The organism is Micromonospora sp. NPDC127501 (genome assembly GCF_040302185.1).
In the GTDB taxonomy this organism is placed as follows: Bacteria; Actinomycetota; Actinomycetes; order Mycobacteriales; family Micromonosporaceae; genus Micromonospora.
Genome location: NZ_JBEORJ010000001.1, coordinates 419395 through 442303 on the forward strand (window position 1 = coordinate 419395; position 22909 = coordinate 442303).

Below are 22909 nucleotides of genomic sequence, written 5' to 3' on the forward strand. Positions count from 1 at the left end.
GGACCTCCGGCCGCGTCGCTCGATGCGAACCCGCCGCCACCCCACTATCGCGCGATGCCGCGGAACGGCCGCCCTTCCTCGAAGGTCGGTAAGGCCGCGCTTCTCGCGATCCAGCGGTCGACGTAGGTCTTTAACCCGTCGGCGTCACGCACCGTGGTCAGCCAGTCCCAGGCAGCGTCGCGGATCTCCCGTTGGGCGATCATCTCGGTACCGTCGCCGTAGTCGAACGGGAAGCCGTCGACGACGTCCGACAGGTCCCCGAACAGGGAGTAGAGCGTGCCAACGCTCCCCTCGCTGACCTCGGCATCCGGCTCGGTCAGTGCCCCCATCAGCTCCCCGATCACCAGCACCGAATCCTCTGCGCCCTTCAGCACGCGGTACATGTACTCATCGACGAGTTCGATCACAGCAGGCAGCGAAGCCGGAACGGTGTCGGTCACGCTCGCATTGTCGTCGGCCGCGCCACCCGCGTCGCATCTGCCCCGGCAGCACGCAGCGCCTCAGCCGGGGGCGGGCGCAGGACTCGCGCCCGGCCGAGAGCCGGCGCGTCAGATCTGGATGGAAAAGGTGGAGACGACCCCGTTGTGGTCGGACCTGGTGTCACCGACGATGTCGTAGTCGGTCATCCACATGAGCTGGTACTCGGGCAGCCGCTTCCAGAAGTAGACGTAGTCGATGTGCCGGTTGCCGTGCGTTCCGGTGCCCTTCTCGCCGTACAGGTTGTAGTTGGAGCGCAGATTCGGCAGCTCGTTGGCCTCGAAGACCTGCCAGGGGAACTTCGCGTACCCGTAGCTCCGGTCGGCGCTGAAGTCGACGTTGAGGTCTCCGCTCACGATGACCTGGCCCTCGTCCTGCTTGTCGACCGCCAGTTCCTTGAGACCCTGGAACTGCGCCTCGGCGCACCTGGTGCGCGGCAGGTCCTCCGGCCGGCCGGCGGTTTCGATGCTGGCCACCGCGTGGGCGTTGATGTGGGTCACGTTGCGGCCACTGGCCTTGTGCCGGTACTTGACCCAGTTGTTGTACCGCGCGGGCGGCACCTCGCCCGGACCGTTGGTGTCACAGACGAAGATCGAGCCCTTGTCGAGCACCTCGAACATGCTCTTCTTGGCGATCAACGCCTCGCCGGCCTGGTTGGTGCCGCCCGGCGCGTACAGCCACCAGCCGTTGTCGGCGGCCCAACTGGCCAGGAACGTCTTGCGGGCACCGACCTCGTTGAGACCAATGAGGTCCGCCTTGGACGCGATCAGGTTCAGGTCGTGCGCGAAGTCGGCCTGGCTCAGCCCGTAGTAGATGTTCAGCGTCGCCGCCCTGAAGCCCACGCTTGCGGCAGCGGCTGGTGCCGCCGGCAGCAGGGCCGCCACCAGCGCGACCGCGCCCGCGAGAGCGCCCAGGGAGCGGGCCGACCAGTCCGTTGTGCTGCGCATCGTTTTCCCTCCGCCTGGACCGCCGGCGGTGGCCGGCCAACGGACACTATCGATTCGAGTCGACGCGATGCCGAACATCCGGTGACGAAGCATCGACATACCTGGGTCGACCAGTGCGGGGTACCCAGCTTCCCAGCGGCGGTGGTGGAGCTACGCGAAGGTGAGGCCGTCGGACCGGGCGCGTTTGAGCTCGGAGAAAGCCCGGCAGCCGGCCAGCAGACGAGCGCCGTCGAAGACGCGGACGGCCTCCTCCCCACGAGGGACCGAGGTCAGCACGGGGCCGAAGAAGGCCACGTCGTCGACGACGACCGTCGGGGTGCCGAGGTCCTCGCCCACCAGTTGCTGTGCGTGGGCGGTGCTCGCCCGCATCTGCGGGTCGAGGTCGCTGCGGTTGGCGGCGCCGGTCAGGTCGGCGGGGAGGCCAGCCTCGGCCAGGGCCAGCGGGACGACGGTGTCGAAGTCCTTGTCGCCGGCGTCGTGGATCCGGCGGCCGAGCGCCGGGTACAGCCGTGCGAGGGCGGCAGAGCCGTGTTGCGTGGCTGCCGCCACACATACCCTGGCCGGCCCCCACGCCCGGTCGTTGAATTCGCGGTACCAGGGCTCCAGGTCACGATGCTCGTTGATCACCGCGAGGCTCATCACCTCGAACCGCAGGGTGAGCGGCCGCATCTTCGCGACCTCCATGAGCCAGCGGGAGGTGATCCAGGCGAACGGGCAGGACGGATCCACGTACGCCGTGACCAGCGGAGTTGACGTTCGAGGCGAGTTGTCTTCCACGGAAGACAACTTATCTTCCCCGGAAGGTAAGATGCAACAGTGGATGACGACCGGATCGCCGACATCGTTGGGCAGTGGGGTCGCGAGCGACCAGACCTCGACCCCACCCCGTTGCTGATCATCGGTCGCATCCAACAGTTGGCCGCCGTACTCGATGTGGCCCTGCGGCCGCCGTTCGCCGCAGCGGACCTCGGCAACGGCGACTTCGACGTGCTCGCGGCCCTGCGTCGCGAGGGCGAGCCCTACACGCTCACGGCGGGCCAACTGAGCCAGCGGATGCTCGTCACCACGGGAGCGGTGACCAAGCGGGTGGACCGGCTGATCGCCCGCGGCCTCGTGTCGCGCTCGGTCTCCGCAGCCGACGCGCGCGGCAGGGTGGTCGGGCTGACGTCGGCCGGCGTGGCGTTGACCGACCGGCTCATCGAGGAACATCTGGCCAACGAGGCGGCCATCCTTCGCGGCCTGACCGACAGCGACCGCAGAACCCTCGAGCGCCTACTGACGACGATGAATCGGACCCTGACCTCCGGAGATTGCGGACCTGGGGGCGGGGGCCACGACGGGTGATGCCCCCGGGCATGATCGGCCGATCCTCGGATTACCATTCGGGCATGGACGACACCACCCGCGGCGTACGCATCAGACGTGGTGGACCGGCCGACGCACCCGCCGTACTGGGCATGCTCGACTCCGCGGTGGTCTGGATGAACGACCGCGGCAACACCGAGCAGTGGGGCACGACGCCGTTCTCGGAGAAACCCGAAAGGGCCGCACAGGTCGATCGGTACCTGACCGAGAATCTCCCGTTCATCGCGGAAGTGGACGGGACGCCGGCCGCGGCCCTGGTGTTGGATTCCGGGCCCGATCCGCGGGTACCGATCGCGCCTGCGGAAGAGCCCGAGCGGTACGTCCGCCTCCTGGTCTCCGACCGACGATTCGCCGGCCGCAAACTCGGGTCGGCCCTGTTGGCACACGCCGTCGAGGAAACCCGGCGAGCCGGCGTGCGGCTGCTACGGGTCGACTGCTGGGCGGGCGGCGGTGGCGAGTTGGTGGCGTATTACGAGCGCCACGGGTTCGCTCCCACCGAGACCTTCCTGGCCGGGACCTGGCCGGGGCAGGTGCTGGCCCAGCGGGTTCACTGAGCCGAGTGCGAGTGGCAGAGTCGCTGAGCCTGGAATGACTCCTCGTTGAGCTGACCGGAAGGCCGGTGCCGCCACTAGGAACGTGTGGCCTGGTACGTCAGGAAGTTGCGGGCATCGGCCCGGGCCTGAGGCGATGCCATGGGATGGCTCGTCGCCTCCCGCAGCAGTTGCAGCCATTCAGGAGCGTCCGGCGGATTTCCGTTGAGCACGCGATTGGCCATCCAGACGGTCAACGGAGTCGGTTTGCGCCGCAGCGACTCGGCCAGCAAGGGCCGGTAGCCACGCCAGGTCTCCAGGGTGTGGACGAGAGGCCCGGGACTACCCAGATCCGCCGCGTCGAGGCGTTCCATGAGGGCGTAGAGCAGTGGCGCCCACTGCTGGGGGTCATCCCGCTCGGCCAACTCCCGGCAAATCGCGCCGAGCTGGTCGCCGCCACTGGCGTCGAGCTGCATCACGTCGAAGTCCAGCACATCGAGTGCCTGCAGTTCGGCTGCGACCTCCGTGAGGTTTCGCCTCATGATCGAAGTCTACGGCGACCCGAGGAGACGCGTCATGACACTCGTGCTCGCTCGCGTGCGGATCAGGCCTGCATCGCGCCGCGCGCCGCAGCCGTCGAGGACGTCACCGCCGCGATCCGTGACGGCGCCCTACCGGTCGGCGAGGCACACGGCCTGCCACTGCTCCGCCTTCCACCGCGGCGCACCGCCGACGCTCACCGAGCCGTAGGAGCCGGCGCGGTGGGCAAGGTACTGGTGGACGTCATGCCCTGAAGTTCACCCGTAAACAGGGGGGTCGGGCGGACCGATAATCGGGCGTCTCGCCGGGGTGCGTCCACTAGCGTCCCGCCCCATGGAGAACACCACCGTACGCACTGAACGCCTCGAGCTCCGCCCGGTGCGGGACGAGGACGTCGACCGGATCCTGGAGTACCGCAATCTGCCGCAGGTCACGCGCTGGCTACTCCGCACGCAGGTCGACCCTGCCTCCTTCCGCGCGGCATGGCAGCGCGCGGCCGCAGACCCTGACGACCACAGCATGGCGGCCACGCTCGACGGCGTGGTGATCGGAACCGTCTCGCTCGATGTCGTGGACGGCATGGGTCAACCCGGCATGCCACCACGGACCGAGGCCCAGCTCGGCTACATCTTCGATCCGGCCTACGGCGGAAATGGGTACGCGACCGAGGCGGTGACCGCCGTGGTGGCGCACGCGTTCGACCGGCTGGGCATTCGGAGAATCACCGCCGGCTGCTTCGCCGACAACCTGGCCTCGGTGCGAATCCTCGAGAAGGTCGGCATGCGTCGTGAGCAGCACGGCGTCGGCGATTCCTGGCACGCCGAACTGGGCTGGGTGGACGGCTGCACCTACGCCCTCCTCGCCGACGCATGGCATCGGGAGGCAGCACCGTCGGAGGAGCCGACCGCGCCCACACCGGTGCAGCGAGCGCGGTGAACCACCAGCGCATCGTCGACAGCGCTTGTCCTGTCCCGGCCGGGCCACCGCGACGAGGCTAGCCGCTGGTGGACTCCAGTTGGTCGAAGGCCATGCTCCACCAGGACTTCGGGTCGGCGAACGCGGACGAGTCGACGCCCATCAGTTCCTCGCGGATCGCGGTGGCGCGGGCGGCGCGGGCCCTACCACCCGGGTCCGTGGCGATGAGCTGACCGAGCCGGTAGAGGAACTCGACGAACGCGGCGAAGGTCGCGTTGACCGCCTCGAAGTTGGGGGTTTCCAGGTCCAGCAATACGACGGCGCCGGTGAGCGCGTCGAGGCAGAAGAGCAGCTGCGGGTCCTCGGGCGAGCTGCCGAGGACGATGTGGATGCGTGGGCCGGCCTCGCCGATCTCGATGTTCAGCTTGGAGAACAGCTCCATGCCGGGGACGTCGACGTCGACCGTGAACAGGATCGGCACGTCGACCGGGATGGCCCCGAACGGCGGGAAGACCTCTGGCGTCAGCGGGCCGAGGACGTCGTCGAACCGGTCGACCGGAAAGTAGATCATCCCATCGGCGCCCCAGAGCGCCGTGAGCTCCTCATGTGTCGCGGTCAATCGTCCGCCTCCTCGTCATCGTCACCGGGCGTGGTGAGACCGTGCTCGTCGAGGAAGCGCCACCACTCGTCGTCGTCGAAGCCGACTTCGCCGTACCCGGCGCCGAAGACGTAGTAGGCGAGGAACGAGTCGAGGTCCGGCGCGACGTCGAGGAACATCTCACGCATGAACCACTCGTCGGTGTTCTCCGCAGGGAAGTACCAGACCGCGCCGGTGTCGCGTCGGATCAGCAGCGGCTCGTCGTTCAGTGTGCCAATGACCAGCCACTCGGCGGGTTCGTCGGCGACGCCGGTGAACTCGGGCATCTGCTCGAGGTAGTACTGGATGTCGTCGAGGTCCGCGACCGCCGGTAGGTCGAACGCGCCGGCCAGGATGCCGTTGGCGGTCTCCAGCAGCTCCCGGACCGGCTGCGGCAGCTCGGCGGGAATCTGGTCGGCCGGAGCGCCATCGTCGATCTGTGCCCACGCCAGCGTCGCCGGCTGGTCCGCCTCCAGGTCGGTACGCAGCTCCGCGATGAGCTCCCGCAACTCGGGATTCAATCCACTACCTCTATTCGGATCGGTGTGCCATCGGGCAGGTTCATGATCTGACGCCAGATTTGCCCGCCGACATCCCAGTTTGTTCTACCGTGCAGGAGCTTCAGATTACTAACGTCGTCGGCGCCGCCAAGTTGCAGCTCCCACACATGGTCGGGCTGCTGCTTGCGAAGCCGGGCGGCGAGGGCGTTCGCCATCTTCTTGTCGTGGGGCCAGTACTTGTCGAAGATCTTCTGCCGGATGCGCTTCTTGTAGTCGGCCGTGATCTTCTTGTCCCGGCCGACCGGGTTCGCCTGCTTGAACAGCTTGCCCTCGTCGCTGAGCTTCTTCAGCGCGTTCATCTTGCGGTCGAACTGGCCGCGCGCGTGGAACGGCCTGCGCTGCACCTTGATCGTGACCTCGGGAAGGTCGTTGTTGCGCACCACCGGCTTGGCGGCAGCCTTCTTCACCGCCGCGCGGACGCCCTTACCGACCTTCGGCTTGCTCGCGCCGCCGCGCTTCTTCGAGCTCTTCGGCGCCCTGCTAGGCATCGAGGAGCTCCTGGATCACCTGGTCGATCAACAGACCGACGATCTCTCGCGTGATCATCTGGAAGATCGGGACCTCGGCCAGGGACGCGCCGAACGTGACGACGGCGGTGGCGATCGCCTGAGCCACGGCGAAGGCGAGGATGGCCAGCTGCACGATCACTTGGATCTTCAGCGCGAGCACGATCGCGGCGGCGATGATCAAACCGGTGCCGATCAGCATCGCGGCCTGGGAGTAGTCCGGCAGCGTTCCGGGACCACTCTCCGGGTTGGACCACCACTTCTGGAACGCCTGCACCGACTCGCCCTGGTGCTGCGACCAGACCGCCGCCGCGGCCGAACCGGCCTCCCCGGAGGCGTCGGCGACAGTGCCGGAGAAGTCCAGCCAGGCCTGGCCCATCTCGAACAGCTTTTCCTCGTCGGCCTCGGGCCAGCTGTAGCCGATCCAGCCGAGTGCCGTGATCAGTTCACCCGGCAGTTGGAGTCCCATGCCGTCACCCCAGCATTCCCTGGATGTCCCGCAGCGCGCCCGCGGCGGCGTCCTCGACCAGCTCGAAGTTGTCGGCCATCTTCGTCAGGTCGCTGCCGGCCGAGCCGATCTCCTCGGCGGCCACGCCGATGCAGTCCAGAACCCAGGTGGACGCCTCCGTGTACGCGATGCCGATCAGCGAGCCGATGTCGTCGGCACCCCACGGCTCGCCGTACCCCTGCATCTTCGCCTCGAAGCTCTCCAACTGCCCGATGAAGCGTTCGGCGGCGCCGATGACCTCGTCGCCGCCGGAGCGCAGCAGCGCGGGCTCGACCTCGAAGCCGTTCACCGGGAACCTCCTCGGGCCATCCGCTCCTGCGCGTCAGTGAGCGCCTGCAGGAACGCACCGAGCCGCGGCACGGCCGTGTCACGAACCTGCTCCAGCTGCTCGGTGAGCTGCGAGAGGTCGCCGGAGGCCACCGCCGGGCCACCGCCGCGCATCGAGTCGATCGCCGCGTTCACGGCCGCGATCACGTGGTCGCAGACCTCGGCCGCGCCGAGCCGCATCATCCGTGGGTCCAGCGTCAGCGACTCCAGTCGGCCATCGGCGCCGAACTCGGCGCGGACCTGCCCCTCGGCGGACTCACCGACCCGGCGCAGGCGCGCGGCCTCCTCGTCCTCCGGAGCAGTGCCGGCGGCACGCAACGCGCCGACCGTCGCGTCCAGCATGCGAGCGAACTCCCCGCTCGCCGGCTCATTCACCGACATGCGCCCTCCATCGATCGCCTCCGAGACAGTGGGAAGCGTAGCCAGATCCGGCAAACCGTGTGGACCCGCGAGGTGGACGTTCCATCGAGAAACGTCGAAGGCACCGGGCCGTCGACGGACCTGGGGGGACGACGGGTACGCCCTGGGCGCGCTCTGGGAGAAGCTGGCCGATGGCCACCGTTCGTTCCGTCAGGCGGTCGCCAGGCGGACCATGAACTGGCAGCCGTCGGAGGTGTTGCGTACCTCGACCCGACCGCCATGTGCCTCCACCAGGCCATGAACGATGGCCAGGCCGAGCCCTCCGGACGCCCCACCGTCACCGGGGCCGGGCGTGCGGGCCGGCTCGCCACGGAACGCGATGTCGAACACCCGGGGAAGGTCGGCCGGGGGAATGCCGCCACAGGTGTCGGCAACCGACAACCAGGCGTGGTCGTCCTCCCGGCCGGCTTCGATGCGTACGGTGCCGTCTTCGGGGGTGTAGCGGACCGCGTTGAGCAGCAGGTTCGCCACGACCCGGGCCAGCTCCGGTTCGCTCGCGGCGACCGTCGGCCACCCCGACTCGCTGGCGATCAGCTTGATCCGGCGGGCGTTGGCCAGCGGGGTGGTGCTGGCCAGCGCGTCCGAGACCACCTCTCCGAGGGGCACCGCCGTCAACGACAACCGCAGCGCTCCCGCGTTGATCCGGGACAGCTCGAACAGGTCGTCGACGAGTCGGGTCATCCGGTCGGTCTCCAGCCGGATGCGCCGGTGGTACTCGTCGACGGTGTCCGGATCACGCACCACCCGGTCCTCCAACGCCTCCGCCATGGCCCTCAGCCCGGCGAGCGGGGTCCGCAGGTCGTGGGAGACCCAGGCGACCAGGTCACGCCGGCCCTTCTCCAGCTGCCGTTCCCGCTCCCGGGCCTGGTCGCGCCAGACCGCGGCGCGGGCCAGTCGCCGGCCGACGTGCCCGCCGACGGCGAGGCTGACCACCGCCGCCGCCGCGACGGTGATCAGAACCACCTCAAGGTCGTGCGCGGAGAGGAACATCGCTTCCGCGACCGCCATCACCCCGACGGCGACGGCGACCACAGTGGTGGTGAGCAGCACGTTGAGGTGCACGGTGATCGAGCTGCGTCGAAGCGCGCGGAGCAGCACCGCACCGGCGAGCCCGATGCCGAATGCCGCACCGAGGGCGATCGCGAAGATCAGGAGTACGTCACGCATGGGCCGGCTCGTAGCGGTAGCCGATGCCCCAGACGGTCACGATCCGCTGCGGATCGGCCGGGTTGGCCTCGATCTTCTCCCGCAGCCGGCGTACGTGCACGGTCACTGTCGAGTGGTCCCCGAAGTTCCAGCCCCAGACCTGCTCGAGAAGTTCGGCCCGGCCGAACACGCGGGACGGATGCCGCATGAGGTGGACGAGCAGGTCGAACTCGCGCAACGTCAGGGCCAGATCGGCACCGGCGAGGCGGGCGGTTCGGGAGGCCGTGTGCACCACCAGGTTGCCGTCGGCGAGCGCCTCCGGCCGCTCGGGTAGCGTCCCACCGCCGGCGCGACGGAGCACCGAACGGACCCGCAGCACCAGTTCCCGGGGCGAGAAGGGCTTGGTCAGGTAGTCGTCCGCGCCCAGTTGCAGCCCGAGGATCCGGTCGGACTCGTCACCGCGCGCGGTGAGCATGACGATCGGTACGCCGTCCGGCCGTACCCGCAGCGCCCGGCACACCTCCAGACCGTTGATCAGCGGCAGCATCAGGTCGAGCACGACCAGGTGTGGCGCCTGCCGCTCCACGGCCGCCAGTGCCGCCGCACCGTCCGCCGCGAGGCTCACCTGGAAGCCGTCGTTCTCGAGGTAACGACGGATGACGTCGCTCACGGTCTGATCGTCGTCGACCACCAGCACGCGCTGTGTCACGGACCTTCCCCGTTCCGCCCCGTCAACGTCTCCCCCAGATGTCCATCGGCCCAGCGTAGCCACGCGGCGGACTCCGCCCGCACCAGCAAACCTTGCGAGGTTCTTACGGCTGCACGCGGAAGCCCGCTCGGGCGTACGCGGGGTCATACGGTGACCGGAATGCGGATCCTTGTCACCGGTGCGGCCGGGTTCATCGGCTCACACGTCGCCGACCTGCTCACCGACGACGGGCACGAGGTGGTGGCCGTGGATGCGCTCCTGCCCGAGGCGCACGGCGCGACGGCGCCGCAGTGGACCGAGCGGCACGACCTGGTGGTCGGCGACGTACGCGACAGCGAGCTGCTGACCCGGCTACTGACCGGGGTCGACGCGGTCTGCCATCAGGCAGCCATGGTCGGGCATGGCATCGACCCGGCCGACTCCCCCCGGTACGCCGCGCACAACGACCTCGGCACGGCCACCGTCCTCGCGGCGATGCACGCCACCGGGGTGCGCCGACTGGTGCTGGCCAGCTCGATGGTGGTCTACGGCGAGGGTCGCTATCACTGCCCCACCCACGGGATCGTCAGGCCTGCCGGCCGCCGGGCCGTCCACCTGGCCGAGGGCCAGTACGAGCCGACCTGCCCTCGCTGCGACCAGGCGCTCTCCCCCGGTCTCGTGCCCGAGGACGCGCCGCTGGAGCCGCACAGCACCTACGCCGCCACCAAGTTGGCCCAGGAACACCTCGCCGGTGCCTGGGCCCGGCAGACCGGCGGATCGGTCTGGGCCCTGCGCTATCACAACGTCTACGGGCCGCGAATGCCCCGCGACACCCCGTATTCGGGGGTCGCGTCGATCTTCCGGTCGGCCCTGGCCGCCGGACGACCGCCCCGGGTGCTGGAGGACGGCCGGCAACGGCGTGACTTCGTGCACGTGACCGACGTGGCCGCGGCCAACCTGCTGGCCCTCACGACGCCGGCACCGGATCCCCTGACCCCGGTCAACGTCTGCTCGGGCGAACCGCACACCGTCGGCGAGTTGGCTCACGAGCTGGCGTCGGCGATGGGCGGGCCACCGCCGATCACGGTCGGGGGCGGGCGGGCAGCGGACGTACGACATGTCGTGGCCGATCCGGCGCGCGCTGCCCGGGTGCTCGGTTTCACCGCCCGAGTCGGCTTCGCCGCTGGCATCGCCGACTTCACCACTGCGGTGATGCGGGATCCGGCATCGGTCACGACACCGTCCACAGTAGGTGGTTGACGGCGAGAGCCGTGGCGGCCTGGGCGGCCAACCACCACCGTCGGTGACCGTGGGGCAGGTGCGCGGTGGCGACCAGCAGCCAGACGGCGAACGGTAGCCAGATCCGCTCGACCTCGGCCTTGCTGAGCCCGGACAGGTCCGCCGCGAGCACCGCCGCCGTCGCCGCGACGGGCAACCACACCGAGGGTCCGGCGCCGGCGATCCGCTGCCGGAGGGCCGTCGCGAGTGGTGGGTGCGGTGCGCGGATCGACACGGCGGCCACCGCCCGCCGCAGCGCCGGCCCGACCACCGGGCCGACCGACAGCAGCAGGGCGGCGAGATTCGCCCAGACCCAGTAACCGTACGGACGTTCCGCCGCCCAGCCCTGGTAGTAACGACGCGCCACCAGGTGGTAGCCGTCCAGCCACCAGAAGCCGGCGAGGGTGAACGCGGCGACGACGGCCGCGACCGCCGTCGCCGCGACCAGGAGCACGCCGAGGCGGTCCCGCGCCCGGAGCAGCACCACTGTCAACGCGAGCAACCCGACCAGGACGAACCCGTACGACAGGTAGAGCGCGAAGCCGAGGAGCAACCCGCCCAGTGCGGCCCCTGGCCGGCCACCCGCCGCCAGCAGCGCCAGCCCGGCCGCGACCACCGCGGCGAAGATCCCGTCCGCGGACGCGCCCACCCAGACCGCCCCCGGGAGGAGCACCAGGAACGGCCACACCGCCCGGGCCGCGTCCTCGGCGCCGAGTGCCCGCAACGTCACCGGAACCGACACCGACACCGTGGCGCCGAGCAGCACGCAGGCGAGCCCGGCGGCGGTCCCGCCGCCCAGGCCGATCCGTTCCAGCCAGACGAAGAACAGCAACGCTCCCGGTGGGTGAGCGGCAGCGTGGGTGGACCACGAATCGGGCTGGAAGTCGAGAATCCGGTCGGCGAAGCCGGACAGCATGATGCCGACGTCCGTCACCCGGGGCACCTCGTGCAGGTACTCGGCCTGCACGGTGAGCCGCTCGGTCAACCCCGCGGACCAGCCGTCCACCAGGGCCAGCGACAGCGTCCAGAGCAGCGAGGCGAGATAGCCGACCGCCAGCAGCCGAGGCCACGGCGTGTCGGTCCCCCAGCGCACGCCCCGCCAGACGAACAGCGCCGCGACGAGCAGCGCGACGGGGGTGCCGGGCCCCAGATGGGGCTGCCAACTCGCGTAGAGCGGCGCCGCGTCGGCGTGCAGTCGTACGCCCTGATGGTTGAGCAGGGCGCCGACGGCGACGGCGGCGGCGAGCAGTGCCACCTCGGCGCCGAGGACGATCAGGTCGGCGGACCGGGTTCGTCCCGGCCGGGTCATCGTGGTCATGGTGACGGCCGACGATACGGCCTCTCACCAGGCATTCGACGGTCAGACGGTGAGACGTCAGCGAGTCGTAAGATCCGTTGCCGTGTAAGCGATCCGTAAGGAGAGACGGCGGTCCGGACGGCCGGTGGCGGGCCTAGCGTCGCCGGTATGCACACAACGATCGACGTGGTGCTGCCGTGTCTGGACGAGGCGGCCGCACTGCCTGCCGTACTGAGCGGACTGCCACCCGGCTACCGCGCCATCGTGGTCGACAACGGCTCCACCGACGGTTCGCCGGTCGTCGCGGCCGAGCACGGGGCCCGCGTCGTCCACGAGCCGCGACGCGGGTACGGCGCGGCTGTGCACGCCGGCCTGCTGGCGGCGGAGGCGGATCTGGTCTGCGTGCTCGACGCGGACGGGTCGTTCGACCCGGCCGAGTTGCCCAGGCTCGTCTCGGCGGTGCGCGACGGGCGGGCCGACCTCGCCGTTGGGCGGCGTCGGCCGGTCTCGGCGGATGCCTGGCCGTGGCACGCCCGCGCCGGGAACGCGGTGATCGCGGCCCTGCTGCGGCGGCGCGGCGTGCCGGTGTACGACATCAGCCCGATCCGGGTGGCCCGCCGGGCGGCGCTGCTGGGTCTCGGCGTCGGCGACCGCGCGTTCGGCTACCCCCTGGAGTTGCTGCTGCGCGCGGCCGGAGCGGGCTGGCGGATCCTCGAACTGGACGTCGCGTACGCGCCCCGGGCCGCCGGCACCAGCTCGAAGGTCTCCGGGTCGGTCCGGGGCACGCTGCGAGCGACCCGGGACTTCGCCGGAGTGCTGCGCGCCGACGCCGATGGTGTCCGGTGAACGTCCTGCTCCTGGTTGCGAAGGCACCGGTCCCCGGGCAGGCCAAGACGCGCCTCTGCCCGCCGGCCGATCCCACCCAGGCGGCCCGGATAGCGGCGGCGTCGCTGTTGGACACCCTCGCGGCGGTGCGCGCCACCGCCTCGACCATTCCCGTGCTGGCCCACACCGGTCGGTTCGCCGATGCCGAGTTCGGCGGCGAGCTGACCGCCGCGTTGGCGGGTTGGCACCTGTTTCCGCAGCGCGGCGGCACGTTCGCTGACCGCCTCGCGAACGCCCACGCCGACACCGCCGCGGCATTTCCCGGCCGGCCGGTGCTGCAGATCGGCATGGACACCCCGCAGATCCGGCCGGCCGTGCTCAGCACCGCGCTGGAGCGGCTCGCCGAACACGACGCGGTGTTCGGACCGGCGCTGGACGGCGGCTGGTGGGCGCTCGGGTTACGCGATCCGAGGTACGCGAGCGCGTTACGCGACGTACCGATGTCGACCGACGACACCGGGCGCCGCACCCTCGTCGCGCTGCGTCGGCACGGCGTACAACCGGCGATCCTGCCCGTGCTGCGGGATGTCGACGACTGGTCGTCGGCGCTGGCGGTCGCGGCTGACCTACCCGGCACCCGGTTCGCGGAGGCCGTCGCGTCGGTGGGCGGCCATCTGCTGAGCGGACGCCGCCGGTGAGTTCGACGATCAGTCTCGACGGTTTCGACGTGGTGCTGGGCAGACTCGGCCGGTGGCCCGCCGACCAGGACGCCCACGGCACGCCGGTTGGCCCGAGGCCCGCCACCCAACCCGAGCACTGGCTGGTGCACACCGACGGGCGGCGTGACCTGTTACCGGTGCGGCGCTGGCACGGCCCGCCCGAGCCGGAAATCGAGTCCGTCGCCGCACGCTGCACCGGGCCCACGATCGATCTCGGCTGCGGCCCCGGCCGGCTGACCAGGGCACTCGCCCAGCGCGGCCTCGTCGCTCTGGGGGTGGACATCTCCGCCGAGGCGGTACGTCTGACCCAGGGCCGAGGTGTGGTTGCCCTACGACGCGACGTCTTCGAACCCCTTCCCGGCGAGGGTAGATGGGCACACGCCCTGCTCATCGACGGCAACATCGGCATCGGTGGCGACCCGGTCCGCCTGCTGCGGCGGTGCGGCGCCCTGATCGCGGCCGACGGAACGCTGGTGGTCGAGGTGGAACCCCCGGGCGCCGGGCTGTGGCAGGGGCAGGCGTACGTCCTGTCCGGATCGTCCGGCGGTCGGGAACTGCGGGGGCCGGCGTTTCGATGGGCGCGGGTCGGGGCGGAGACGGTGGCCCGTGCCGCCACCGCTGCCGGCCTGCGGGTCGTTGAGCGTTTCCGATTCGGTCCACGCTGGTTCGCCGAATTGGCACGCTCATGATCCGCCGGCCACACGTACCCGCTCCGGAGGACTTCACCGCGCCCTCGCACTCACCGCTGGTCACCGCCCGGCTCGGCCTCTGGCTCGCTGTGGCGTTCGGGCTGTGTTTCGGCACCGGGCTGCTCAGTCACTACATCCAGCACCCGCCGGGCTGGTTCACCTGGCCGACCCGACCGGTCAACCTGTACCGGATCACCCAGGGCGTTCACGTGCTCTCCGGTGTCGCGGCGATCCCGTTGCTGCTGGCCAAGCTGTGGAGCGTCTACCCCCGGCTGTTCGTCCGCCCGCCCCTACGTCAGCCGATCCGGCTGTCCGGCCACGCCCTCGAACGGATCTCCGTCCTGGTGCTGGTCTGCGCCGCGTTCTTCGAACTGGTCACGGGCCTGTTCAACGTCGCCCAGTCGTACCCGTGGGGGTTCTTCTTCCCGACGGCGCACTACGCGGTCGCCTGGCTGGTGGCGGGAGCGATGCTGCTGCATGTCGCGGTGAAGCTCCCGGTCGCTCGCGTGGCGCTGAGCACGTCACTGCGACGCAGGAGAGCGGTGCCTGCCGCGACGCCCAGGCCTGACGAGCCGGACTCGGCGCAGCGACGCGCCTTTCTGCGTGCCTCGGCGGGCGTCGCCGGCATCGCCGTGCTGGCCACCGCCGGGGTCACCGTGCCGTGGCTACGTCGGGTGTCGCCCCTGGCGTGGCGCTCCGCGTCCGGGCCGCAGGGCGTACCGATCAACCGTACGGCGGCTGCCGCGCGCATCGCCGTTCCCCCGGATTGGCGACTGGAGATCGTCTGGCCGGGCGGGCGGGACAGCCTGTCCCTGGCCGACCTGGCGGCCCTGCCGCAACGCACGGCAGAACTACCCATCGCCTGTGTGGAGGGCTGGAGCGCCTCGGCCCACTGGACCGGCGTGCCCGTCGTTCAGTTGCTCCGCCGCGCCGGCGCACCGACCGGCCGACCGGTTCGGGTCACCTCGCTGGAAACCGACGGCCTGTATGCGGCGAGCACACTCCCTGCGGCCCATGCCCGCGACCCGCTGACCCTGCTCGCCCTGCGGATCAATGGCGAGCAACTGTCTCCCGACCACGGTTACCCCTGCCGACTCATCGCGCCGAGCCGGCCGGGCGTCCTGCAGACCAAGTGGGTGGCCCGGCTGGAGGTGCTGCGGTGAGGGCTTTTCGGCTGCTCCTGCTCGTTGTCGGTGCCGCGACCGCGGCGTACGGCGGTTGGTTGCTCCTCCCCCAGCTCGGGACCGCCCTACCGTGGCTGATCGGCGGCCCGGTGCTGCACGACGTTCTGGTGGCACCGCTGGTCGGACTGGTCGGGTTGGCGCTGGGTCGGCTGGTGACGAACCGGTTGCGTCTGGCCTGGATCGCCGCGGGTCTCATGGCCAGCGCCACGTTGCTGCTGATCGCGGTGCCCCTGCTGTGGCGACCACCCTCGGCGCCTCCGAACCCGGGTCTGCCGGACCGCGACTACCCGCTGGGGCTCGCTGTCGGGCTGGCTGTCCTCTGGGCCGCGATCGTGGTCGTCCTGGTCGTCGCCACCGCTGCCGACCGACGCGTCGCGCGCCGACGAACCGACCGTCGCTGAGCCGGCCCCACCCGTTCTTCACCGTTCGCCCAGGAGGGGTACGCATGTCAGCAATGGACATCAGCACGACCGATCGCGCGCCGATCGCCGTGATCGGCGGATCGGGGTTCTACGAGTTCCTCGACGACGTCGCCGAGATCACCGTCGACACACCGTACGGACCGCCGAGCGACGCGCTGTCCGCCGGGAGTGTCGCCGGGCGGCCGGTGGTGTTCCTGCCCCGCCACGGACGTCGACACACCCTCCCCCCACACCGCATCAACTACCGGGCCAACCTGTGGGCGCTGCGCGCACTCGGCGTTCGCCAGGTGCTCGCACCGGGCGCCGTGGGCGGCCTGCGACCGGATCTGGGCCCGGGGACCCTGGTCGTACCCGACCAACTGGTCGACCGGACCAGCGGCCGGGAGCAGACCTACTACGACGGGAAGCCACGCGCGGACGGGAAACTCCCTCAGGTCGTCCATGTGCCCTTCGCCGACCCCTACTGTCCGGTCGGACGGGCCACGGTCCTCGACGCCGCCCGATCGGCCGGTTGGCAGCCGGTCGACGGCGGGACCATGGTCGTCATCGAAGGGCCCCGGTTCTCCACCCGTGCCGAATCGCTGTGGTACGGCCGGGAGGGCTGGTCGGTCGTCGGTATGACCGGCCACCCGGAAGCGGTGTTGGCCCGCGAACTGGCACTGTGTTACACCGCGCTGTCCCTGGTGACCGACCTCGACTCGGGCGTCGAGGTTGGTCAGGGCGTGACCCAGCAGGAGGTGTTCACGGTCTTCGCCCGGAACATCGACCGCCTGCGCCTCCTGCTCGGCGACGTGGTGAAGGCGTTGCCGGAGGACCAGGGAGCCTGCCCGTGCGGACAGGCGCTGGCAGATACGCAGCGGTGACTGTCGTAAGAGTTCGGAAAGGGTTCGCGAACAGTTCGACGGCGGCTCCGGCCGTACGCTGCGGGGGTGGGAAAACGGATGTTCCGGTCGCCGGTGGTCCGAGCCGGTCTCGCCGCCGCTGTCGTCGTGGCGATGCTGGCCCTCTACTGGTTCCAGCCCTGGAAGCTGTTCACCGACACCTACGTCGACGAAGCGATTCCCCGCGTAGGGACGACTTCGACCGTTCCGATCCCGGCGTCCGCGACCCCGGGATCCTCGACGCCGGCCCCCGCGACCTCGGCAGCTACCCCAGCGGCGAACGAGGTCCTGACCAGCGGCGAGTTCGTCACCCATGAGCACCGGACGACCGGCAGTGCCGAGATTCACCGGCTCGCCGACGGGCGCCACCAGCTCGTCATCCGAGACCTGAACACGTCGAACGGCCCGGACCTACGGGTGTGGCTGACCGACCAACCGGTCGTCCGGGGCACGGCGGGCTGGCGGGTGTTCGACGACGGTAAATGGGTCGAGCTGGCGAAGCTCAAGGGCAACAGGGGCAACCAGGTGTACGAGCTACCGGCGTCGGTGGAGCCGGGCGACTTCCGCAGCGTCTCCATCTGGTGCAAGCGGTTCGCGGTCTCCTTTGGCGCGGCAGATCTCACGAGGGCCTGACCGGCCCACCTGTCGCAACCTGCCGGAGACGGCATTGACATCTTTCACTGCACGATCTAGCGTCGGGGCGAATCGATTCGACGCCGAGCCAGGTGCTCCGGCACCGTCGGTCGAACGGTCACGTGGTGTTCAGGCACGCGGTGTGGCCACCATCGATTCGACGACCGACTGGTCCTGCGTGGGCAGCGAGACCAGTGGCGGAAACCTGTGTCGATGAGCCGGCCGGGCGCCGTCGGCACATCGCGTCTTCTGAGGTTCGTCCGCGGCGAACGTGGTCGACCGGAGTGACCCGCAGCGGCGCGTCGTGGCGGCGTGCGGATTGCCGTGGACCCCTTCAACCAGTTCGTGCCGAGTGGCGGGAGCCCCTTCATGACAAGACGTAGACCCATCCTTGGACTGCTTGCGACGGCGGCGGCCGTCGTCCTGACCGTGAGCGCGGGGGCACTGGCCGGTGGTTCGATCACCACCGCGTCGGCCGCGAACATCGGAGCGGCCGCAGCGACCGCCGGGTGCGGCAAGGCGCCCACGTTGACCAGTGGCCAACGGTCCATCCAGAGCAGCGGTCAGAACCGCAGTTTCATCCTGAGGATTCCTGACAACTACGACAGGAACCACGCCTACCGACTGATCTTCGGATTCCACTGGAACGGTGGCACCGCCAACGACGTCGACGGCGGTGGGTCCGACGGGGCGGCCTGGTCCTACTACGGGCTGCGGCAGCAGGCGAACAACAGCACCATCTTCGTCGCCCCCCAGGGCAACGGCAACGGCTGGGCCAACCCCGGCGGCCAGGACGTCACCTTCGTCGACGACATGATCAGGGTGATCGAGGCGGACCTCTGCGTCGAGACCACGCAACGCTTCGCGCTCGGGTTCAGCTACGGCGGCGGCATGAGCTACTCGCTGGCCTGTTCCCGGCCAGGCGTCTTCCGCGCTGTCGCGGTCTACTCCGGTGGGCAGCTCAGTGGATGCAGCGGCGGCACCCAGCCGGTCGCGTACATGGGGATCCATGGCATCGGAGACGCCGTGCTCAACGTCTCCGCCGGACGGTCCCTGCGCGACACGTTCGTGCGGAACAACGGGTGCACCGCACAGAGCCCACCCGAGCCGAGGGCGGGCAGCCTGACCCACATCACCACCACCTACTCCGGTTGTCGGTCCGGCTATCCGGTGGTCTGGGCCGCCTTCGACGGCGGGCACACGCCCGGCCCGGTGGACGGCGGCGGGGACAGCGGAGCCAGAACCTGGACCAAGGGCGAGGTGTGGAGGTTCTTCACCCAGTTCGGTGGCACCGACCCCACGACGCCGCCACCGACCACCCCGCCACCGAGCGGCACGTCGGCCCTGCGCAGCACGTCCTCCGGACGGTGCCTCGACGTCAACGGCGCCTCGCAGACCAACGGCGCGGCGGCGATCATCTGGGACTGTCACGGTCAGAGCAACCAGAGCTGGACCTCGACCGCCGCCCAGGAGCTGCGCGTCTTCGGCGGCAAGTGCCTCGACGTCAACGGCGCCGGCACCGCGAACGGCAGCTCGGTGATCATCTGGGACTGCAACGGTCAGTCCAACCAGAAGTGGCGGCTCAACGCCGACGGCTCGATCACCGGAGTTGGTTCGGGCCGGTGCCTGGACATGGTCGGCAACGGCACGGCCAACGGCACGCGCGTCCAGATCTGGGACTGCACCGGCGCCGCCAACCAACGCTGGAGCCGGAGTTGAGCCCGACGAGGTTCCCGGAGAGGGGACCGGCCCCACGGATGTCCAACCACCCACAAGGAGACTCGGCCGTGCCACTTCGCAAACTCTCCGCCCCCTGGCTGGGGGCAGCCATGGCGGTGCTGGTCCTGATCGCCGTCGGAACGTACGTCCTCACGACCGTCGCACCGGCGGCCGCGGCCACCACTGCCGGCTGCGGCAAGGCGCCCGGACTGAACAGCGGCACCCACACCATCCAGAGCAGTGGGAAGAGCCGCAGCTTCATCCTTCGGCTGCCGGACAACTACAACAACACCTACGCCCACCGGCTGGCCTTCGGGTTCCACTGGCTGGGCGGCACCGCCAGCCAGGTCGCGTCCGGCGGAACCGACGGAGCCGCGTGGGCCTACTACGGCATGCAGTCGCAGGCGAACAACAGCACCATCTTCGTCGCCCCGCAGGGCCTCAACAACGGCTGGGGCAACTCCAACGGTGAGGACGTCACCTTCACCGACGACATGATCCGCGTGATCGACAACGCTCTCTGCGTCGACACCACCCAACGTTTCTCGGTCGGGTTCAGCTACGGCGGCGCGATGAGCTACTCGTTGGCGTGTTCCCGGCCGACGGTGTTCCGTGCGGTCGCGGCGATCGCGGCACCGGGGGCGATCAGCGGATGCAGCGGCGGCACCCAGCCCGTGGCCTACCTGGGCATCCACGGCATCAACGACAACATCCCCAGCGGACGGTCGCTGCGCGACAGGTTCGTCCGCAACAACGGCTGCGCCGCACAGAGCCCGCCCGAGCCGAGGGCCGGCAGCCTGACCCACATCACCACCGCGTACTCCTGCCAGCCCGGATACCCGGTGCTCTGGGCCGCGTTCGACGGCGGCCACCAGCAGGGTCCGGTGGACGGGTGCGCCGGCTGTGAGAGCGGCGCGCGGAGCTGGGTCAAGCAGGAGGTGTGGCGGTTCTTCACCCAGTTCGGGTCGGACGTGCCGCCCACCACTCCCCCGCCGACGACCCCGCCGCCCGGCCAGCAGAACGTGCTGATCGCGGGGAGCCAGTCCGGCCGGTGCATCGACATCCCCAACTCCAGCACCACCAACGGCACCCGCCCGCAGCTGTGGGACTGTCACGGTGGCACCAACCAGCGCTGGACCCACACCGCCAACCGCACCCTGACCGTCTATGGCAACAAGTGCCTGGACGCCAGTGGGGCGGGCAGCAGCAACGGCACCGCGGTCCTCATCTGGGACTGCAACGGCCAGGCCAACCAACAGTGGAACGTGAACTCCAACGGCACCATCACCGGCGCCCAGTCGGGGCTGTGCCTCGACGCCGTCGCATCCGGCACGGCCAATGGGACGCAGCTTCACCTCTGGGCCTGCCACGGTGGTGCCAACCAGCAGTGGGCCAGGCGCGCCTAGAACCCCACCGGGCAACGCGCCGCTCGGGTCGTTTCCCGGGCGGCGCGTGCGTCTGGCGGTGGGAGCCACCACCGTGCGGTCAGTGTCGGTGGGGTGGTGCGCCGATGGCCAGGACAGCGGTGTCGTCGGTGAGTCCGGTGCCGAAGGTATCGAGTAAGTCGATGATGGCGGCGACGGCGGCGGCTGCGGGCGCGGGCGCGAGAGAGCGGGCAAATCGGGCGAGGGCTGCCGCTCCGTACCGGCCGTCGGCGGTCTCACTGCCGACGGGACGTGCCTCGGTGAGTCCGTCGCTGTAGAGGAGCAACGTGTCGCCAGGGTTCACCACCACTGTGGTGTTGGTGTACCGGGAGTGCGGGAAGGCCCCCACGATGCGGCCCTTCGTGGGGTGGTAGTGGATCGAGCCATCGGCCCGCAGCAGCAGTGGCTCCGGGTGCCCACCACTGGCGATGATCGCGGTGAAGCCGCCGACGGCCGTCGTGGAGGTGAGGATGCCGAACACGACTGTGCAGTAGCGGGCGTCCTCGCGGTACTCCTGCCAGAGCACTGTGTTGAGGTTGTGCAGCGCGGCAGCGGGGTCGGGGTCGTACACGGTTGCGGCCCGCAACGTGTAGCGGGCCAGGGCGGTGACGGCAGCCGCTTCGACGCCCTTGCCGCTGACGTCGCCCAGGAAGAACCCCCAGCGGCCGTCGACGAGGGGGAAGAGGTCGTAGAAGTCGCCGCCGACCTGGTCGGTGGAGGCCGCCCGGTAGTACGCGGCGCTGTCCAGCCCGGGCGGAGTCTGCAGCACGGCGGGGAGAAGACTGCGCTGTAGCTTGCCGACGAGATGCCGTAGCCGTTCGTCCTCGCGCTCTGCGGCCTTGCGGGCATCGAGGAGCTCTCGTTCGTAGGCACGGCGCATCTTGGCGTCGAAGATCGCCGTCCGGATGAGTTGGGGTTGCCCCTCACTGCCGACCTTGACGATCGACGTGACGAGGACCGGCATCCGGGAGCCGTCCCTGGTGCGAAGTTCGAGGGACACGCCACCGATCTCGCCCTGCATGGCCAGCATCGGAGCGAAGTGGGTCTCATGGTAGATCCGCCCGCCACCGGTGAGGAGATCGCTGAAGCGGCGCCGTCCGACGAGTTCCTCCCGGCGGTAGCCGAGCCAGGCCAGCAGGGTGCCGTTGATTTTGGCGATGGTGCCGTCCAGGAGGGTGGACAGGTAGCCGCAGGGCGCGTTCTCGTACAGGTCTTCGAGGTTGTCTTCCAGCAGGGCGGGGAACCCGGCCTCACTCGGCCGGGCACTCCTGTGATCGCCTGGACCTTGGCCGTGCGGCTCATGCCCCGCGGTGGCGGTCATCGGTAGGCGGCCCTGACAAACGACGTGATCGCCGCGGCCGTGGCCTGCGGCGCGCTCAACTGCGGGCAATGCCCGGTCGCGTCCAAGGTGACGAGCCGACTTCCGGCGATCTGTGCATGCACGAACGCGCCGACTTCGGGCGGCGCGATGGCGTCCTGCGCACATTGCAGGATCAACGTGGGAACTCTCACCGCGGCGAGATCCGCCCGATTGTCGGACAGGAACGTCGCACGGGCGAACACCTGCGCCATCGCGGGATCCGTCCGGCAGAAGCTCGCCGTCAGCTCTTCACCCAGCTCCGGGCGTTCCGGATTGCCCATGATCAAAGGTGCCATGCTCGACGACCAGCCGAGGTAGTTGCTCTCGAGTGAAGCGAGCAGGTCGTCGATGTCTTCCCGAGTGAAGCCGCCTCGGTAGTTCTCGTCATCGACGTAGCACGGTGAGGGGGTGACCAGGACAAGCGCCGAGAAGCGGTCCGGCTCGCGGTTCGCCGCGAGGACCCCGATGCTCGAACTGACCGAATGCCCCACGAAGATCGGCTGCTGGAGGTCGAGGTCCTGGCAGATACTCAGCACGTCGTCGGCGTAGCCGTCCAGTGAGGCGTACCGGTCAGCGTCCCAGGCCGCCGGGTCAGCCTGGCCTGATCCGACATGATCAAACAACACCAGCTGGGCCCATCGTCCGATTTCGGCGGCCACATGACGCCACATGTGCTGATCGCAGCCGAAGCCGTGCGCGAGCACAACGGTAGGGCCGCCCGCACGGCCGGTCACCATCACGTTGTTGCGATTCCGCACACGCATTCGCCCATCTTCCATCACCCGCATCCCCGTACCAAATGTTGGTTCACCTGGGCGAACGTCGTCGCACCACGTGCCGCCAACGCCGAGGACGCGGAGGGGAGCCGCACCCAACGCGGCGCCCGCACCTCTCTTGCAGGGCTACTCCCCC

Annotated in this window: 28 protein-coding genes; 13 read left to right on the top strand and 15 right to left on the bottom strand. The window is 69.9% G+C overall.

Annotated elements, in window-relative coordinates:
• Nucleotides 1–44: 44 nt before the first annotated feature.
• The 3 genes from ABTW72_RS01810 to ABTW72_RS01820 all read right to left on the bottom strand — a co-directional run bounded on the left by ABTW72_RS01810 (nt 45) and on the right by ABTW72_RS01820 (nt 2201).
• A complete protein-coding gene (locus ABTW72_RS01810; RefSeq protein ID WP_350852929.1) occupies nt 45–440 on the bottom strand; it encodes a hypothetical protein in 396 nt (131 codons plus the stop codon).
• 108 nt (nt 441–548) lie between these two features.
• Complete coding sequence (locus tag ABTW72_RS01815) at nt 549–1424, bottom strand: endonuclease/exonuclease/phosphatase family protein (RefSeq protein ID WP_350852932.1); 876 nt, start codon at nt 1422–1424, stop codon at nt 549–551.
• Nucleotides 1425–1574: 150 nt separating this feature from the next.
• Nucleotides 1575–2201, bottom strand: a complete 627-nt coding sequence (locus ABTW72_RS01820) for a mycothiol-dependent nitroreductase Rv2466c family protein (protein WP_350852934.1) — start codon at nt 2199–2201, stop codon at nt 1575–1577.
• A gap of 39 nt (nt 2202–2240) precedes the next feature.
• On the opposite strand from ABTW72_RS01820, the gene ABTW72_RS01825 reads away from it, so the two are divergent.
• Nucleotides 2241–2768: a MarR family winged helix-turn-helix transcriptional regulator gene (locus ABTW72_RS01825; protein ID WP_350852936.1), complete on the top strand. Its 528-nt coding sequence runs from the start codon at nt 2241–2243 to the stop codon at nt 2766–2768.
• Nucleotides 2769–2812: 44 nt separating this feature from the next.
• Nucleotides 2813–3343 carry a GNAT family N-acetyltransferase gene (locus tag ABTW72_RS01830; RefSeq protein WP_350852939.1) on the top strand — a complete coding sequence of 177 codons (531 nt, stop codon included), beginning with the start codon at nt 2813–2815 and terminating at the stop codon, nt 3341–3343.
• A 74-nt stretch (nt 3344–3417) separates the two neighbouring features.
• Here the strand turns inward: ABTW72_RS01830 and ABTW72_RS01835 are convergent, their stop codons facing one another.
• A complete protein-coding gene (locus tag ABTW72_RS01835; protein ID WP_350852941.1) occupies nt 3418–3861 on the bottom strand; it encodes a hypothetical protein in 444 nt (147 codons plus the stop codon).
• A 331-nt stretch (nt 3862–4192) separates the two neighbouring features.
• Here ABTW72_RS01835 and ABTW72_RS01840 point away from each other — a divergent pair, with 331 nt between their 5' ends.
• Complete coding sequence (locus ABTW72_RS01840) at nt 4193–4795, top strand: GNAT family N-acetyltransferase (protein ID WP_350852944.1); 603 nt, start codon at nt 4193–4195, stop codon at nt 4793–4795.
• A 58-nt stretch (nt 4796–4853) separates the two neighbouring features.
• Here ABTW72_RS01840 and ABTW72_RS01845 read toward each other — a convergent pair whose 3' ends face one another.
• The 8 genes from ABTW72_RS01845 to ABTW72_RS01880 all read right to left on the bottom strand — a co-directional run bounded on the left by ABTW72_RS01845 (nt 4854) and on the right by ABTW72_RS01880 (nt 9587).
• A complete protein-coding gene (locus tag ABTW72_RS01845; RefSeq protein ID WP_350852947.1) occupies nt 4854–5393 on the bottom strand; it encodes an SUKH-4 family immunity protein in 540 nt (179 codons plus the stop codon).
• Complete coding sequence (locus ABTW72_RS01850) at nt 5390–5920, bottom strand: SUKH-4 family immunity protein (protein WP_350852950.1); 531 nt, start codon at nt 5918–5920, stop codon at nt 5390–5392. The genes ABTW72_RS01845 and ABTW72_RS01850 overlap by 4 nt, the downstream gene beginning before the upstream one ends.
• An 8-nt stretch (nt 5921–5928) precedes the next feature.
• Entirely contained in the window at nt 5929–6459 is a 531-nt protein-coding gene (locus ABTW72_RS01855; RefSeq protein WP_350852953.1) for an endonuclease, read from the bottom strand.
• Complete coding sequence (locus ABTW72_RS01860; protein WP_350852956.1) at nt 6452–6946, bottom strand: WXG100-like domain-containing protein; 495 nt, start codon at nt 6944–6946, stop codon at nt 6452–6454. Before ABTW72_RS01860 ends, ABTW72_RS01855 begins: the two co-directional genes overlap by 8 nt.
• Before the next feature lie 4 nt (nt 6947–6950).
• Nucleotides 6951–7274, bottom strand: coding sequence for a hypothetical protein (locus ABTW72_RS01865; RefSeq protein ID WP_091399963.1), 324 nt, complete (start codon nt 7272–7274; stop codon nt 6951–6953).
• A complete protein-coding gene (locus ABTW72_RS01870) occupies nt 7271–7693 on the bottom strand; it encodes a YbaB/EbfC family nucleoid-associated protein (protein ID WP_210783653.1) in 423 nt (140 codons plus the stop codon). The genes ABTW72_RS01865 and ABTW72_RS01870 overlap by 4 nt, the downstream gene beginning before the upstream one ends.
• A gap of 189 nt (nt 7694–7882) precedes the next feature.
• Nucleotides 7883–8899: a sensor histidine kinase gene (locus ABTW72_RS01875; protein WP_350852960.1), complete on the bottom strand. Its 1017-nt coding sequence runs from the start codon at nt 8897–8899 to the stop codon at nt 7883–7885.
• The gene (locus ABTW72_RS01880) at nt 8892–9587 is read right to left on the bottom strand and encodes a response regulator transcription factor (protein ID WP_350852963.1); all 696 of its coding nucleotides are present in this window, start codon (nt 9585–9587) and stop codon (nt 8892–8894) included. The genes ABTW72_RS01875 and ABTW72_RS01880 overlap by 8 nt, the downstream gene beginning before the upstream one ends.
• 159 nt (nt 9588–9746) lie before the next feature.
• Here ABTW72_RS01880 and ABTW72_RS01885 point away from each other — a divergent pair, with 159 nt between their 5' ends.
• A complete protein-coding gene (locus tag ABTW72_RS01885) occupies nt 9747–10826 on the top strand; it encodes an NAD-dependent epimerase/dehydratase family protein (RefSeq protein ID WP_350852965.1) in 1080 nt (359 codons plus the stop codon).
• Here ABTW72_RS01885 and ABTW72_RS01890 read toward each other — a convergent pair.
• Complete coding sequence (locus ABTW72_RS01890; RefSeq protein WP_350852968.1) at nt 10798–12162, bottom strand: hypothetical protein; 1365 nt, start codon at nt 12160–12162, stop codon at nt 10798–10800. The genes ABTW72_RS01885 and ABTW72_RS01890 overlap by 29 nt on opposite strands.
• 147 nt (nt 12163–12309) lie before the next feature.
• On the opposite strand from ABTW72_RS01890, the gene ABTW72_RS01895 reads away from it, so the two are divergent.
• From ABTW72_RS01895 to ABTW72_RS01935, 9 genes are all read left to right on the top strand, one after another.
• Nucleotides 12310–12987, top strand: coding sequence for a glycosyltransferase family 2 protein (locus ABTW72_RS01895; protein ID WP_350852971.1), 678 nt, complete (start codon nt 12310–12312; stop codon nt 12985–12987).
• A complete protein-coding gene (locus ABTW72_RS01900; RefSeq protein ID WP_350852974.1) occupies nt 12984–13664 on the top strand; it encodes a TIGR04282 family arsenosugar biosynthesis glycosyltransferase in 681 nt (226 codons plus the stop codon). Before ABTW72_RS01895 ends, ABTW72_RS01900 begins: the two co-directional genes overlap by 4 nt.
• Nucleotides 13661–14374: a class I SAM-dependent methyltransferase gene (locus ABTW72_RS01905; RefSeq protein ID WP_502892136.1), complete on the top strand. Its 714-nt coding sequence runs from the start codon at nt 13661–13663 to the stop codon at nt 14372–14374. The genes ABTW72_RS01900 and ABTW72_RS01905 overlap by 4 nt, the downstream gene beginning before the upstream one ends.
• On the top strand, nt 14371–15537 hold the full coding sequence (locus ABTW72_RS01910; protein WP_350852977.1) for a molybdopterin-dependent oxidoreductase: 1167 nt from the start codon (nt 14371–14373) through the stop codon (nt 15535–15537). The genes ABTW72_RS01905 and ABTW72_RS01910 overlap by 4 nt, the downstream gene beginning before the upstream one ends.
• Nucleotides 15534–15959, top strand: coding sequence for a hypothetical protein (locus ABTW72_RS01915; protein ID WP_350852980.1), 426 nt, complete (start codon nt 15534–15536; stop codon nt 15957–15959). Before ABTW72_RS01910 ends, ABTW72_RS01915 begins: the two co-directional genes overlap by 4 nt.
• Nucleotides 15960–16012: 53 nt before the next feature.
• Nucleotides 16013–16843: an S-methyl-5'-thioadenosine phosphorylase gene (locus ABTW72_RS01920; protein ID WP_502892149.1), complete on the top strand. Its 831-nt coding sequence runs from the start codon at nt 16013–16015 to the stop codon at nt 16841–16843.
• Between the two features lie 78 nt (nt 16844–16921).
• A complete protein-coding gene (locus ABTW72_RS01925; protein WP_502892150.1) occupies nt 16922–17494 on the top strand; it encodes a DM13 domain-containing protein in 573 nt (190 codons plus the stop codon).
• Between the two features lie 369 nt (nt 17495–17863).
• Entirely contained in the window at nt 17864–19213 is a 1350-nt protein-coding gene (locus ABTW72_RS01930; RefSeq protein WP_350852985.1) for an RICIN domain-containing protein, read from the top strand.
• 68 nt (nt 19214–19281) lie between these two features.
• On the top strand, nt 19282–20619 hold the full coding sequence (locus ABTW72_RS01935) for a ricin-type beta-trefoil lectin domain protein (RefSeq protein WP_350852988.1): 1338 nt from the start codon (nt 19282–19284) through the stop codon (nt 20617–20619).
• Between the two features lie 79 nt (nt 20620–20698).
• Here ABTW72_RS01935 and ABTW72_RS01940 read toward each other — a convergent pair whose 3' ends face one another.
• A complete protein-coding gene (locus tag ABTW72_RS01940) occupies nt 20699–21958 on the bottom strand; it encodes a PP2C family protein-serine/threonine phosphatase (protein WP_350852991.1) in 1260 nt (419 codons plus the stop codon).
• Nucleotides 21955–22785 carry an alpha/beta fold hydrolase gene (locus ABTW72_RS01945; protein WP_350852994.1) on the bottom strand — a complete coding sequence of 277 codons (831 nt, stop codon included), beginning with the start codon at nt 22783–22785 and terminating at the stop codon, nt 21955–21957. The genes ABTW72_RS01940 and ABTW72_RS01945 overlap by 4 nt, the downstream gene beginning before the upstream one ends.
• Nucleotides 22786–22909: the final 124 nt, after the last annotated feature.